Here is a 13,786-nt window from a genome sequence, read left to right on the forward strand (position 1 = left end):
TCATAGTAGCGGCTGGCATTGGGTACAAGGCTTGTTCGGCCTTGTTAATTTGATAAGCTGAGCTTCCTAACTGACTGATGAGATTGTTTGTATGGGTACTATTAAACAGGTGGCGCTGGTAGGTGGCACACACGGAAATGAACTGACGGGGATCGCATTACTGCGCCACTGGCGTGAGCACCCGGATGAAATTGCCCGCAGCAGTTTTGCCGTTGAAACGCACCTGGCCAACCCTAAGGCCAATCAGGCCAACCGCCGCTATCTGGATCAGGATCTGAATCGTCAGTTCCATATTGATGATCTTGGCGATTTCACTCTCACCGGTTACGAGCATAACCGCGCCAAGGCGTTGAACAGCCTGCTGGGCCCCAAAGAAGACCCGCGTGTCGATTTTGTCATTGATATGCACACCACCACGGCCAACATGGGCATGTCGCTGATCTTCAATACTGACGACCCCCTGGTGGTGGGTATGGCGTTCTATGTACAGCAGCAGATGCCGCATGCGACGCTGTTCTTCGATAACATGCCCAGCCGCCTGGAGGATAACTTCCTGACGTCGCTCGGGCGTTATAACGGTTTTCTGATTGAGGTCGGCCCGGTGCCGCAGGGCCTGCTGCGTGCCGATATCTACCTGGAAACACAGCAGGCGGCGAAGCACTGTCTGGATTATCTGGAGTTGTACAATAAGGGTGAAGTTCCTGAGCTGCCAAAGGTCCGCCAAGGCTATCAGTTTGTAGAGAAGGTGAAGCTGCCGAAGAACGAAGCCGGCGATTTAACGGCCATGGTGCATCCCAACCTGCAGGATAAAGACTACGAGCCGATCAGCAAGGGCGATCCGTTTTTCCTGACCACCAGTGGCGAAACCATTGCCTATGACCGGGATGAAACCCTGTACGGCGCCTTTATTAACGAAGCCGCCTATTATGATGTCAGTGTTGGCTTAAGCCTGATGCGTAAGATTGATATTGAGCTTAAAAGCGAGCCAGCAGCTGGCTGATAACGTTTGCTAAATGACCGAGGAACAGAGTGTCGGTGCTGGAGCGGAAGTGGCTGGCCGAGTGGCTGCCCAGCGCTATCAGGCCGATACCTTTGCCGTTCAGGGTGACCGCACCGAGCGCCACCGATTTAACCTCGCTCTCAGCAAACAGCAGCTGGCGCGAGGTTTCACTGAATTCGCCACACTGGTTTTTCAGTTCGGTAATGGTTGAGCGGAAGTGGGTGTTCAGGATTTCCCGGTCGCAATAGAGCCACAGATCGCCATCGGTCGTTTGCTGATGGGTCAGCACCAACTGGACCTGGTCGACATCGAAGCGCTCTGTCAAAACCTGATTTAACACCTTGCTGATGTCGTTAAGCGTGCGGCAGGCAATCAGCTCGAGTACCAGCTTTTGCAGCTTCATAAACAGGTTGTCGTTGCGTTGGGCGACGTTGATAAAGTGGTTGAGGCGATCAATCAGATCGTTGTTTTCTTTGCGCAGAATATGGTTCTGACGCTCAATCAGCGATATGGCGTCGCCACTGTCGTGCTTCAGATGCAGGCTTTTCAGCAGATTGGGGTGATCTTCAAAGAAGTGCGGCTGCAGCCGCAGGTAGCGAACAACCTCTTCTTCGCTGATGGAAAGTTCATCAGTTAATTCAGTCACGACGCCACCCCTTCAGAAATGTAACCTTCAAAAACCCGACTGGCGGGCCCGGTCATCATGACATTCCCTTCGCCCGGCCATTCGATTATTAATTCACCACCGGGCAGTTTGACAGAAACGCGCGGGTCTAACCAGCCGTTGATAATACCGGAAACAACCGCGGCACAGGCACCGGTACCGCAGGCCAGCGTTTCACCAACGCCGCGCTCAAACACCCGTAGTTTAATGTGGTTGCGATCGACAACTTCCATAAAGCCGGCGTTCACACGCTGAGGAAAATCCGCATGGTTTTCAATCAGCGGGCCCAGGGTTTCAACCGGTGCGGTATCGACGTTTTCGACCTTCAGTACGGCATGCGGGTTGCCCATGCTGACCGCGCCAATGTGCAGTACCTCGCCGTTTACATTCAGCGGGTACAGCGCAGCGCGCTCGCTGGCATTAAAGGGGATTTTTTCCGGGCGCAACCTGGGGCGGCCCATATCAACCGTAACCTGGCCATCGTCCTGAACGTGCAGTTCCAGATCGCCGCCGGCGGTTTCCACGCGGATCAGGGGGTTATCAATCAGCTTGTTATCGAGCACGAAGCGGGCGAAGCAGCGTGCACCGTTACCGCAGTTTTCAACCTCGCTGCCATCGGCATTGAAGATGCGGTAGCGGAAGTCACGATCGGGCCGGGAAGGCGGCTCAACCAACAGCAGCTGATCGAAGCCGATACCAAAGTTGCGGCTGGCCCATTTTTCGATTTGCGACTCGTTGAGTTCAACGGCTTGTGTAACGCCATCGATGACCATGAAGTCGTTACCTAAACCGTGCATTTTCGTGAACTTAAGCCGCATTATTACCTCAATCTATGGTGGACTCACCGGCCCACAAATCCTGCAGAGATTCGCGTTTACGAACCAGATGAACGCTTTGCCCGTCGACCATCACCTCGGCCGGACGCGTTCGGGTATTATAGTTAGACGCCATCACAAAGCTATAGGCCCCGGCTGACTTCACCGCCAGCAGATCACCGGCGGCAATGCTCAGCTCGCGCTGCTTACCGAAGAAACAGGTGGATTCACAGACCGGGCCGACGATATCCCATTTGGCGGTTTTACCAGTACTCTGCGCGTTGACCTGTACGATGTCCATCCAGGCCTGATACAGCGACGGGCGGATCAGATCGTTCATGCCGCCATCGACAATGGCAAAGTGGTGCTCGCCGTTGTCTTTCAGAAACTCGACCTCGGTCACCAGAATACCGGCGTTGGCAACGATGCTGCGGCCCGGTTCCAGAATCAGCGACAGGTCGCGGTCTTTCAGGTGGGTCACCAGGCTGCTGATGTAGCTGGCGACATCGGGTTCGTGATCGGTTTCGGTGTACTTAACGCCGATACCGCCGCCCATATCAACATGCTTGAGCACGATACCTTCCGCTTTCAGCTCATCGATCAGCGTCAGCAGACGGTCGAGTGCATCGGCAAACGGTTGTGCTTCCAGTAACTGGGAACCGATGTGGCAATCCATGCCGGTAATTTTCAGGTTCGGCAGTTTCGCCGCCTGGCGGTATATTTCTTTCGCCAGCCGGTAATCCACCCCAAATTTGTTTTCTTTCAGGCCGGTGGAAATGTACGGGTGGGTTTTGGCGTCGACATCCGGGTTCACCCGCAGTGAAATCGGTGCGATCTTGCCCATGTCACCGGCAACCGCGTTCAGGCGGTCGAGCTCGGCGGCGGATTCGATGTTAAAGCAGTGAATGCCTGCTTCCAGCGCGCGGCGCATTTCGCTGGCCTTTTTGGCCACGCCGGAAAACACCACCTTGCCGGCATCGCCACCGGCGGCCAGTACGCGCTCCAGTTCTCCCACCGAGACGATATCGAACCCGGCACCCAGCTTGGCCAGTACGCTCAGCACACCAATGTTAGAGTTCGCTTTCACCGCAAAGCAGATTAAACCCTTGTGATCACCAAGCCCTGCCTGATAGGCCTTGAACTGGGTTTCAATCGCGGAGCGGGAATAGACATACAGCGGCGTGCCATAGTCTTCAGCAAGCTTGGAGACTGCAACACCTTCGGCGTGCAGCTGATGGTTTTGATACGGAAACGGGTTCATCGTGGAACGCAACCTTTTGATCAGAGCTTTTGGTCAGTTTGGCTAGTGGTGGTATCTGAGTTGGGCAGCGTCAGCCGGTCCGGCTTGGTGCCGCAGGCTGACAGCAGGCTCACTGAGATAAACAGCAGGCAGATTAATTTTCGTTGAATAGACATGTGTGCTAAACCACTGCAAGTGAGCGGCGAGTATAGCAAGAGCGGCGCAACAACAAACCTCTGTTTGTTCAGTGCTGTCTTTCAGTTTCAGCAAGAACCGAGCGCACCACCGGGCGTTAACCCTGTGGCTGGCTTCTGCGGTTCCTGAAGAACGAAACGGCCTTCTTAGCGATCAGCGGGAAGACCCCCAGTAAGACGAACGAGGCCAGCAGCGGCGCAGACAGAATGCCGGACAGGCTATCCAGCTTGGCCAGCTGAGTGCCTGCGTTGGCATACACAGCGGCACCGGCGAGCATGCCAATCTGGGAGACCCAGAAGTAAGTCCAGACGCGAATCTTGGTCAGGCCCATCACCACGTTGATCACAAAGAACGGTACCACCGGCACTAAACGCAGCGTGAACAGATAGAAGGCGCCATCCTGTTCAATGCCCTTGTTGACCGGTTCAATTTTGTCGGCAAATTTCTTCTGTACCCAGTCGCCAAGTACATAACGGGCGATTAAGAACGCCAGTGTGGCTCCGATTGTGGCCGAGAGGTTGGCCAGAATGGTGCCTAGAAATACCCCGAAAACCGCGCCACCGGTGAGCGTCAGCAGAGCCGCTCCCGGTAACGACAGTGCCGTCACCACGATGTAGATCAGAGCGTAGGCCAGGGCCAGCAGGATTGGGTTTTCAGCGCGGTATTCCTGTAAGGCTGCCTGTTGGTGTTTCAGCTGCTCCAGCGTCAGGTAGGTGGCGAGGTCGAAGTAAATAAAGGCGGCAACGGCCGCGATCACAATAGCGAGAAGCGAAATCTTTTTAATCATGGAGGTAGGAGCCCTTAAAACCTGCAGATAATGGCGTCGGTCATAAAAAAGTGAGTGGTTGTCTTTCCTGAGGGTCAGACAACCAATGCTGGCAGGAGTTCTCGGCAGACGCGGTTAAAATTCAGCGGCGGGTTCCGGTTCAACCCATTTTTTCTTGTTGATCATTTCCCAAAGCACGACCATTCGATCACGATCGAGCAGAAATACGTCGCGCGCTTCCTGCTTGCGGGATTCAACCTCATCAATCTCGGCTTCAAAGTCCGCGATTTGCTGATCGATGGTGGAGAGTTCGCTGAGCAGGTTTTCGGGGATGTCCTTACCGGTTTTTTCCAGGTTTGCGGCCTGTTCCTGCAGGGTGTCGTGCTCGTTTTCTTTAATGCGGATGCGGTTCACCTTGACACGAATTTCCATATCCATCCGCGATAACCAGGTCGCCATGGCGCGGTCAACGTCGGTTGGAGAGCGGTACAGCTTTAGCAGTTCTTCATCGCGTGCCAGCTGCATTTCAGCAGCGATCTGCGCATCCTGCTGCGCTTTGCGCTCTTCTTCGCTGAGCTCCGGGGCGACCTTCTTAATGAGGTTGCCGGCGTCATCGATAATTTCGTACCCACCCTTCACGGCATCCGGCGGGATATAGCTCTGGATGAACAGGTTGCCGTCTTTGTCTGTCCAACGATAAAACTGGGCCGCAAAGACCGAGTTAGCGGTTATGAGTAAGGCAACAAGCAAGGCTGTTGAAGAAAATTTATACATGCTGTTTCTCATGAGTTGAGTGCGTTTACCGGGCAATCAGCCGTGAATATGGCAGTTCCGGCTGAACCCCGGCTTAACTGTACCTCTAATCGTGTTCAGAAAACGCCGTACTGTTCGCGGTATTCATTCATTTTAGCAAGATGTTCGGCAAATGAATCTGAGCCGTCAATATAAGCCATAATTTGTTCAAGTTTAACCGCTGCCAGAATCTGAATGCCGTAGGTTTTCTCCAGTGCCTGAATTGCGGAGAGTTCTGACCCATCGAGCTTTTCCTGACGGTCAATCAACACCACGGCAGCGGCCAGCTCGGCCTCCGGGTAGCTTTCCAGCAAGGCCAGGGTTTCTTTAATGGCGGTACCGGCGGTAATCACGTCGTCTACCAGTACAACCTTGCCTTGCAGAGGGGCGCCCACAATGCTGCCGCCTTCGCCGTGATCTTTCGCTTCTTTGCGGTTGAACGCAAAGGGGACATTACGGTCGTATAAATCGCTCAGTGCATAAACGGTCGAGGTTGCCAGTGGAATGCCCTTATAGGCGGGCCCAAATACCATATCGAATTCAATACCGGCCTCGATCAGCGTTTTTGCGTAAATTTCGCCGAGCTTCTTCTGTGACAAACCATCATCAAATTTGCCGGCATTGAAAAAATAAGGGCTATTTCTGCCGGATTTCAGTGTAAAGTGACCGAATTGAAGGACGTTTTTTGTGATGGAATAGTCGATGAAGCTTTTTTGCCAATCTTGCAGAGTTGCTGTACTTGGTCGAATATTTGTACTATCCATTTAAAAGACCCTTTATAAAAATAATAATTAGAAAAAATACCTGAAATAAATAATCATACAATTAACTCTCGGTCGCTCTATTGTATCTGAAATTCAGGTAACATACGCAGTTCGATGTATAAAAGAGCTCTGCCGGTACGCGACCGGGTAGGGCAGCAAGATTATTGGTAGGAATAGATGAAGGTCATCACACTTAACGTAAATGGAATTGTTAACGCCGCGGAGCGGGGCTTGCTGGAATGGTTGGAGCACCTCGATGCTGATGTTGTCTGTTTACAGGATACACGCGTAAAACATTATAAGTTACCGGATAACTTTTTAGAGGTTCCCGGTTACAACGCCTACTTCTTCGATGCCGAAGAAGATGACCATGCCGGAACCGCAATCTATTGCCGCTCTATACCCAAGGCTATTATCTATGGCTTTGGTAACCCTAAATACGATCTGGAAGGCGGTTTTATTCAGGCCGACTTCGATAACGTATCGGTTGCCTCGGTCTGGGTGCCTAAGGCTCAATGGATCGAAGATGTTGATTACAAACTCGAATACCTTGAGGCCTTCCAGCAGCATTTGAAGCGCACCCGCCGCAAGCGTCGCGATTTCATCTTTGCCGGCAGCTACCAGATGGCGCACCGCTCTGTCGATTTGGGCAACTGGGAAACGCATCAGCGTGAGCCGGGTTTCCTGCCGGAAGAGCGCGCCTGGATGGATCAGGCACTGGGGCCCATCGGCTTTGTTGATGCCTTCCGCCTGGTAAATCGCCAGGACCGCCAGCATACCTTCTGGCCCTATGATGAAGCTCAGGCCAATGGCACCCGCATTGATTATCAGCTGATTACACCAAACCTGTCGGATTTTGTTCTGGATTCCAAAATTATCCGTGAGCCGCGCCTCAGCCCGCACTGCCCGGTGATGGTTGAGTACGATATGGATCTTTAATCCAGCATCTTTGTAAAAAAGGCCGTAAAGGCCTTTTTTTATGCCTGCCGGTTACCCGGCGTTATGCCGGGTTCAGGTGTCGGCGGCTGTGTTGCTCAATGCGTCCAAACAGCAGCGACAGTGAAAAGCAGAGCGCCAGATAGGCAAGACCCACAAGGATCCAAATTTCGAAAATCAGGCCCGATGAATTGGCCATCTCGGTGCCGACAAAGGTCAGCTCCTGAATAGAGATCAGCGAAACGATCGATGAATCCTTCACCAATGAGATTGCCTGTCCGGCCAGCGGCGGTGTAATGGCGGTAAATACCTGCGGCGCAATAATAAAGCGGTACTTTGTCCGGGTGGATAGCCCCAGTGAGTCAGCTGCCTCCCACTGACCTTTTTCAATAGATTCCAGACCAGCCCGGACGATCTCTGCAATATAGGCCGCAGCGAGCAGGCCCACGCAGAGCACGCCAGAGAGTAAATTCTCCCAGAGCTGAGGCTCCCCAAACAGCCAGCGCTGAATGAAATTAATATCGCCTTTATGTTCCCGCAGCAGTGACTCCAGGCCAAGCAGCGGAATGAGCTGGTTGGATATGAAGAAGTAGAAAATAAAAATGAAGACCAGCGGTGGCATATTGCGGACGAGCATGATGTAGGCCGTTGCGGGTGTGCGTAACCAGCTGCGCTCGGAATGGCGGCAAATGCCCAGTGCCGAACCCAGTACCAGAGCAAAGGCCATGCCCCATAGGCTCAGCCGGATGGTCGCCAGAAAGCCCTGAAACAGGTAGGGCCAGCTGCCGTCTGCACGCGGGGTGAGGATCAGCGAAAAGGCGGCGCTCCAGTTCCAGTGGTAATTCACACCCGCCGAGGAGCGATACCAGAGCCAGGCCGCGGCGATCGACAGAAGAATCAGCAGGGCAATATCCAGCCGGTTTAAACGCCAGCGCCGCTTGTTCGGGAAGTTATTCAACGTCTTTAGCGTTATTGGCCCTGGGCGATTTCGTCCTGCCAGTCGAGCGTCGAGAACCAGTATTCATAGCGCTCTTCCAGCCAGCCATCCTCGGTACGCGCCTGAATCCAGCTGTCGAAGAAGGCTTTCTTATCGTCTTCGCCGAGGCGTACAGCAAAGGCTTCGTTGCCCTTGGATAAGCGCTCCGAGAACGGCAGGAACAGCATTTCAGCGTGTTTCACGGTTTCATGTTCCGGTTTCGGGCTGGACGCAATTACCGCGTGGGCATTGCCGTTGAGAACTTCCTGAAAGGCCTGGGCATCGTCATCGAATTGCAGAATTTTAGCTTTAGGGAAGGTTTCTTTGGCGATTTGCACCGTGAAGGCACCACGGCGGGCGGCTATTTTCACCTTGCGGGAATCGAAATCGCTGTATTCGGTAAAGCCCTCGGCCAGCTTTTTACTGGCAGCCACCTGCACCCCGGAATGGGAATAGGGCTCGGTAAACAGCACGCTCTTTGCCCGCTCTTCGGTGACCGACATACCACCGATGATGACATCGAACTTACGCGCCAGCAGTGCCGGGATAATGCCATCCCAGGCGGTCGGTATAAACTCGACCTGCCAGCCAGAATCTGCCGCCAGGCGCTTGGCGACATCAATTTCAAAACCGATAAGGTCACCCTGCTTGTTACGCATGGCCCAGGGTACGAATGTCGACATCCCCACCCGCAAGGTTCCGCGTTCGTTAATCTGATCCAGATTCGGGGTTGCAGCCGCAGCGAGGCTGGCAAAAACCGTTGCCAGGGTGCATAAGAGCGCAGTCTTAAAAAATTTCATCAAAGGGTCTCCTTGTTTGGGGTTGCAGAAATCAGGCTTTCCATTGCGCACCGAGTTTGTGTTCCAGCAACAGCGCAAGGCCGGAAAGGGCCAGGGTTAACATCAGATAAATGGCCGCAACGCTGAACCAGATCTCAAACGGCATGGCTGTTTCGGCGACGATATTGCGGCCTTCGGTGGTTAAATCAAAAATCGCCATCACACTAACGATAGATGAATTCTTTATCAATGACACAACCTCGTTGGTCAGCGGTGGTAGTGTTCGCTGCAGTACCTGCGGCAGAATAATGGTCCGGTAGGTGGCGTATTGATTGAGCCCCAGCGAGTAGGCCGCCTCGAACTGACCACGGTGAATGCTGTTTAAACCGGCCCGGAAAATTTCAGCGGTATAGGCACCCTGAAACAGCGCCAGTGCCAGCACCGCGGTATTAAAGCGGCTGAGCCCGAGAATGGGGCCGAAGACAAAGTAGAGCAGATAGATTTGAACCAACAGCGGTGTGTTACGGATCAGCTCGATGTAGCCGCGTGACAAAAACCGGCCAACGACGGAGTCCGAAAGACGCAGTAAGGCGGTGCTCAGACCAATAACTAACGTACCGATTAAACCCAAAGCCGATATGTGCAGGGTAACAACGAGGCCCTGTATCAGTTCTGCGGGCCACCACTGGCCATCCTCATAGAAAAACAGGTATTGCGGGACGCGCTGCCACTGCCAGCTGTAACCCATCGCCTCTGCGCCGCTGTCGAGCAACCAGGCCATCCCAACCAGCAGCAAAACCATCTGTATTAACGCAGAGCCTGCCGGCTTCAGTGCCCGTTGCCATTTTCTATCCGCCACCCGTTAACCTTTCCAGTTGCCTGCAGTTTAAAGCCTCTATGATAGCGCTTTTATCGATTGCGGGCTGACTGTTCAGGTCGGTAATGGTTCGGGCAACACGCAACAGCCGGTGATAGGCGCGGGCACTCAGGCCCAGCTTATCCATCGCCGTATCCAGCAGCTTGTGCTCTGCGCTGCCGAGGGCACATTGCTGGTCGAGCGCTTTGCCGGTTAATTCACTGTTGGTGCAACCCTGTCGTTGCAGTTGCACCTGCCACGCGCGGGTGACCCGAGCTTTTACCGTGGCCGAGGATTCCGGCTGGCTGTTGGCCATCAACACCTCTTTGGGCAGGCTGGGCACTTCAATGTGCAGATCGATACGATCAAGAAACGGCCCGGACAGCCGCGAGACATACTTCTGAATCTGTTCCCGGGTATAGCGGTTGGAGCGCGGATCATCAGCGGCGTAGCCACCGGGGGTCGGGTTCATGGCCGCAACCAGCTGGAAGTTTGCCGGGAAGGTACTTTGCCTTCGGGCGCGGGATATGCAAACTTCGTGACTTTCCAGCGGCTCACGCAGAACGTCCAGAACGGTGCGCGGGAATTCGGCAATCTCATCCAGAAACAGCACGCCCCGGTGCGCCAGGGTAACCTCGCCGGGTTTGGGGTTGCCACCGCCGCCAATGAGTGCGGCTGCCGAGGCGGTATGGTGCGGCGACCGGTATGGCCGGCGGTTCCATTTCAGCGGCAAGCCAGCAACAGACTGCACGGCGGCGATCTCCACCGCTTCCTGATTGGTTAACGGTGGCAGAATACCGGGCAGGCGGGAGGCCAGCAGAGTTTTGCCGGTACCGGGCGGGCCAAAAAACAGCAGGTTGTGTCTTCCGCAGGCGGCGATTTCCAAAGCGCGACGTGCGCCCTGCTGGCCTTTGACGTCGGCAAGATCGGGGTAGGCTAAATCAACCGGGTTAATGTCGACGTCCGGCATCGGCAGCTGATAACCCGGGTCGCGCAGCATGCGGGTAACCTGCAGCAGGTGCTCGGCCGCGAACACATTGCCCTGAGTGACCAGCGCGGCTTCGGCGGCATTGTCTGCATTGCACACCAGCATACGCCCGGCCTGCTGACAGGCGATCGCCGCCGGCAGTGCGCCCGGGCCTTTGCGCAGATCGCCACTCAGTGAGAGCTCGGCCAGCCATTCATAGTCCTTCAGGGCTTTCGGGTCGAGCTGATCACTGGCCGCCAGAATGCCCAATGCAATCGCCAGATCGAACTGGCCACCCTGCTTGGGTAAATCGGCCGGCGCCATGTTTACAGTTAGTCGGCCTTGTGGAAAATCGTATTGGCTGTTTAGAATGGCGGAGCGGACTCGATCCCTCGCTTCTCGGACGGCAGCCTCCGGCAATCCGACGATCGAAAAACCTGGCAGTCCGGCGGAAAGATGAACTTCAATGGTTACTAACGGCGCTTCCATACCGTTATGCGCACGGCAGTACGTTATTGCGAGTGTCATAGGCATCCTTGCTTCGACTTTAGGGTACTTACAGAGCTGGCGCGGGTGGCCATACTCTGTAAGATCAAATAATGGCCATCATTTTTAATAGACTTTGGTAGAAAGTGCAAATACTGACAATGGATAAAAAAGCCAAGCAGATCACCGCAGCAACTGTTGTGATTATTTTGCTGGTGGCTGTGTACAGCTTTCAGGTGTATCAAAGCCAACATACAAAACCACAGCGTTTGTTTGAGCGGCTTATGCGGGTGGCCAGTGAGGCTGAGCAAATCAGCCCGGTCGACTACAACCGGGAGCGCCTTGCCGAACAGGAAACGACGCGCGTTTTAAATCAGCTTCAGCAGGATTTATCCGCAGTGAAAGGATTGGAATCCCAGATCAGTGCTCAATACCTGCTGAGTGAAGCAACAGCCTTTCTGGCCACAGACGAAAGCTTTCAGCCCTGGCTGACCGGTGTGTTATCACAGCTCTGGCAGAAGGATTCAAACTGGCAAATGGAAATCATCAGCAAGACAGAACGAAAAATTATTGCCGCCGATAAATGCCTTACGCTGACGCGGGGTGGCAGTCGCTGGCAATTAAGTTCGATTTCGCTGTGTGAATAACCCTCGCCTACCGTTCATTTTTATTTCTCTATTGCGGAATTGATGCCCATGTTTAATGGATACCTGCAGTTGTTTAAACGTTATTGGGCCATGCTGTGCTTTGGCATGCTGGCCGTTTTCTGGGGTAACTTTGGCCAGTCATTTTTTATCAGCTGGTTTGGCGCATCCATTCAGCACGACCTGAATCTTTCTGCTACGGCTTACGGTTCTGCCTATTCACTGGCCACGCTGGGCAGTGGTATTACGCTGATGTTTATCGGTAACCTGCTGGATAAATGGCAGCTGCAAACGGTGGTGATATTCAGTGCACTCGGGTTGATGTGTGCTGCCCTGCTCATGTGGCAGGTGAACAGTTTTATCCTGCTTATTGTTGCCTTTTATGGCTTGCGGTTGTTTGGTCAGGGCATGTTCCCGCATATTGGTGGCACCACCATGGCGCGATTTTTTTCGCAGAACCGCGGCAAGGCATTAAGCGTTTCTTCCTGTGGTGTACCGTTGGGAGAAATGATTTTACCGTCATTAGTTTTATTTGTGATTCCAATGTTTGGTTGGCAATCCACCTGGCTGATCATTGCGCTGGTTGGCCCGCTGTTGTTTTTGCCGGTAGCATTCCGGTTGTTGAAAATTGCGCCCGAGCCGGAAGCATTAACAAAAGAAAATGAAACAGCACAAGCCAAAATACCGCAGGGTTCGCGGCGCACTGTTTTGCAGGATCGCCGCTTCTGGTGTGCACTGCCGTTGGTGTTGATGCCGCCCTTTGTGGTCACCGCCGTGTTCATTCACCACGACTATATTCTGGCCGGTAAAGGCTGGAGTGCAGAATTATTTGCTGCCAGTTTTGCGCTGTATGGTTTGGTGCACTGGGCGTCGTCGATATTTTCCGGTGCGTTAGTGGATCGCTTTAGCGCTAAAAAAACGCTGTCCTTTATGGGCCTGCCATTTATTGCAGCGTTCTTTCTGAGTATGTTGAGTAACTCGCAGGCACTGGTTTTTGTTTTGATGTTCTTCATGGGTGCCGGTATAGCCATGACCGGCCCGGTAGTGGGGTCTTTGTGGGCCGAGGTCTACGGCACCGCAAACCTCGGTGCCATTCGCTCGCTGACAACTTCGATGATGATTGTCAGCACCGCGGCCGCTTCCTTATTGTTGGGTGTGCTGATTGATGTTGGTTTCAGTGCCAACGGCCTGTTACTGGTGCTGGCTTGTTATGCGGTTGCGGCGACTGCGTTGAGCCGCTTTTCCTACACCACGAAGTGAAGCGTGGCCGAATTTTGCCCACGCGCCGCTAATTTATTTAGCGGGGTAAAATGCCAGCGCGTCACCCTCAACCATAATGCAATCCATACCGGCGCTGTGTGCCGCCTGCTTGCCGAGATGGGTGTCTTCAAACACCACGCAGTGCTCGGGCAGCAGTTGCAGTTTTTCTGCGGCAAGCAGGAAGGTATCTGGGTTAGGTTTGTGATTGCTGACATCGGTGGCCGTCACCACGGCATCAAGTTTCGGCATAATACCGCTTTCTTCCAGTAGTTTATGGGCCTGTACCTGCGGGCTGCCGGTACCCACCGCGATACGTTTTTTGCCCACGAAGTGATTAAGAATGTCGTTGGTTACCGCAATCGGCTCGCCGTGAAATTCAAAAGACAGATAGGTCGCCATCTTCAGTTTAGTCACTTCTTTCGGATCTAAACTGATGCCATAACGCTGGTTAATTTCAACGACAATTTTTGCGCTCGGCATGCCGCCCATGCTGTTCAGCCATTCGCGGTCATAAGGAAACTCAAATGCCTCTGCGGCTGTCTTCCAGGCATCGAGGTGATAAGGCATGGAGTCGATTAGGGTGCCATCCATATCGAAAATAATACCCTGATAATTCTCTACGGTTTCGATCATGTTTGCTTCCTGT

At 53.6% G+C, this 13,786-nt stretch carries 16 protein-coding genes; 4 read left to right on the top strand and 12 right to left on the bottom strand.

Annotated elements, in window-relative coordinates:
* The first annotated feature begins 91 nt into the window (after nt 1–91).
* Nucleotides 92–1,000, top strand: a complete 909-nt coding sequence (locus BCF53_RS01795; RefSeq protein ID WP_132699265.1) for an aspartoacylase — start codon at nt 92–94, stop codon at nt 998–1,000.
* On the opposite strand, the gene BCF53_RS01800 is transcribed toward BCF53_RS01795, so the two are convergent.
* From BCF53_RS01800 to pyrE, 7 genes are all read right to left on the bottom strand, one after another.
* Entirely contained in the window at nt 975–1,646 is a 672-nt protein-coding gene (locus BCF53_RS01800) for a DUF484 family protein (RefSeq protein WP_132699267.1), read from the bottom strand. The two genes, BCF53_RS01795 and BCF53_RS01800, sit on opposite strands and share 26 nt — an antisense overlap.
* Nucleotides 1,643–2,482 (bottom strand): diaminopimelate epimerase, encoded by an 840-nt coding sequence (gene dapF, locus BCF53_RS01805; protein WP_132699269.1) that lies wholly within the window; start codon nt 2,480–2,482, stop codon nt 1,643–1,645. The genes BCF53_RS01800 and dapF overlap by 4 nt, the downstream gene beginning before the upstream one ends.
* A gap of 7 nt (nt 2,483–2,489) precedes the next feature.
* The gene (gene lysA / locus BCF53_RS01810) at nt 2,490–3,740 is read right to left on the bottom strand and encodes a diaminopimelate decarboxylase (RefSeq protein WP_132699271.1); all 1,251 of its coding nucleotides are present in this window, start codon (nt 3,738–3,740) and stop codon (nt 2,490–2,492) included.
* 20 nt (nt 3,741–3,760) lie between these two features.
* Nucleotides 3,761–3,895: a hypothetical protein gene (locus BCF53_RS19510; protein ID WP_279389121.1), complete on the bottom strand. Its 135-nt coding sequence runs from the start codon at nt 3,893–3,895 to the stop codon at nt 3,761–3,763.
* A gap of 116 nt (nt 3,896–4,011) precedes the next feature.
* A complete protein-coding gene (locus tag BCF53_RS01815) occupies nt 4,012–4,701 on the bottom strand; it encodes a TVP38/TMEM64 family protein (RefSeq protein ID WP_243645748.1) in 690 nt (229 codons plus the stop codon).
* A 114-nt stretch (nt 4,702–4,815) separates the two neighbouring features.
* On the bottom strand, nt 4,816–5,454 hold the full coding sequence (locus BCF53_RS01820) for a DUF4124 domain-containing protein (RefSeq protein WP_165901775.1): 639 nt from the start codon (nt 5,452–5,454) through the stop codon (nt 4,816–4,818).
* A 95-nt stretch (nt 5,455–5,549) separates the two neighbouring features.
* The gene (gene pyrE / locus BCF53_RS01825) at nt 5,550–6,236 is read right to left on the bottom strand and encodes an orotate phosphoribosyltransferase (RefSeq protein WP_132699275.1); all 687 of its coding nucleotides are present in this window, start codon (nt 6,234–6,236) and stop codon (nt 5,550–5,552) included.
* Nucleotides 6,237–6,413: 177 nt separating this feature from the next.
* Between pyrE and BCF53_RS01830 the strand changes: the two genes are divergently transcribed.
* A complete protein-coding gene (locus BCF53_RS01830) occupies nt 6,414–7,175 on the top strand; it encodes an exodeoxyribonuclease III (RefSeq protein WP_132699277.1) in 762 nt (253 codons plus the stop codon).
* A 61-nt stretch (nt 7,176–7,236) separates the two neighbouring features.
* On the opposite strand, the gene BCF53_RS01835 is transcribed toward BCF53_RS01830, so the two are convergent.
* The 4 genes from BCF53_RS01835 to BCF53_RS01850 are packed head-to-tail and all read right to left on the bottom strand — an operon-like array spanning nt 7,237 to nt 11,278.
* The gene (locus BCF53_RS01835; RefSeq protein WP_207902614.1) at nt 7,237–8,130 is read right to left on the bottom strand and encodes an amino acid ABC transporter permease; all 894 of its coding nucleotides are present in this window, start codon (nt 8,128–8,130) and stop codon (nt 7,237–7,239) included.
* An 11-nt stretch (nt 8,131–8,141) separates the two neighbouring features.
* Complete coding sequence (locus tag BCF53_RS01840; protein ID WP_132699281.1) at nt 8,142–8,948, bottom strand: transporter substrate-binding domain-containing protein; 807 nt, start codon at nt 8,946–8,948, stop codon at nt 8,142–8,144.
* 31 nt (nt 8,949–8,979) lie between these two features.
* Nucleotides 8,980–9,786 (bottom strand): amino acid ABC transporter permease, encoded by an 807-nt coding sequence (locus BCF53_RS01845; protein WP_207902615.1) that lies wholly within the window; start codon nt 9,784–9,786, stop codon nt 8,980–8,982.
* Entirely contained in the window at nt 9,776–11,278 is a 1,503-nt protein-coding gene (locus BCF53_RS01850) for a YifB family Mg chelatase-like AAA ATPase (protein WP_132699283.1), read from the bottom strand. Before BCF53_RS01850 ends, BCF53_RS01845 begins: the two co-directional genes overlap by 11 nt.
* Before the next feature lie 119 nt (nt 11,279–11,397).
* Here BCF53_RS01850 and BCF53_RS01855 point away from each other — a divergent pair, with 119 nt between their 5' ends.
* The gene (locus tag BCF53_RS01855) at nt 11,398–11,883 is read left to right on the top strand and encodes a hypothetical protein (protein ID WP_132699285.1); all 486 of its coding nucleotides are present in this window, start codon (nt 11,398–11,400) and stop codon (nt 11,881–11,883) included.
* Between the two features lie 48 nt (nt 11,884–11,931).
* Nucleotides 11,932–13,140, top strand: coding sequence for an MFS transporter (locus tag BCF53_RS01860; RefSeq protein WP_132699287.1), 1,209 nt, complete (start codon nt 11,932–11,934; stop codon nt 13,138–13,140).
* A 33-nt stretch (nt 13,141–13,173) separates the two neighbouring features.
* Here the strand turns inward: BCF53_RS01860 and BCF53_RS01865 are convergent, their stop codons facing one another.
* Complete coding sequence (locus BCF53_RS01865; protein WP_132699289.1) at nt 13,174–13,773, bottom strand: beta-phosphoglucomutase family hydrolase; 600 nt, start codon at nt 13,771–13,773, stop codon at nt 13,174–13,176.
* Nucleotides 13,774–13,786 lie beyond the last annotated feature (13 nt).

This window comes from Reinekea marinisedimentorum (assembly GCF_004341165.1).
GTDB classification, from domain to species: domain Bacteria; phylum Pseudomonadota; class Gammaproteobacteria; order Pseudomonadales; family Natronospirillaceae; genus Reinekea; species Reinekea marinisedimentorum.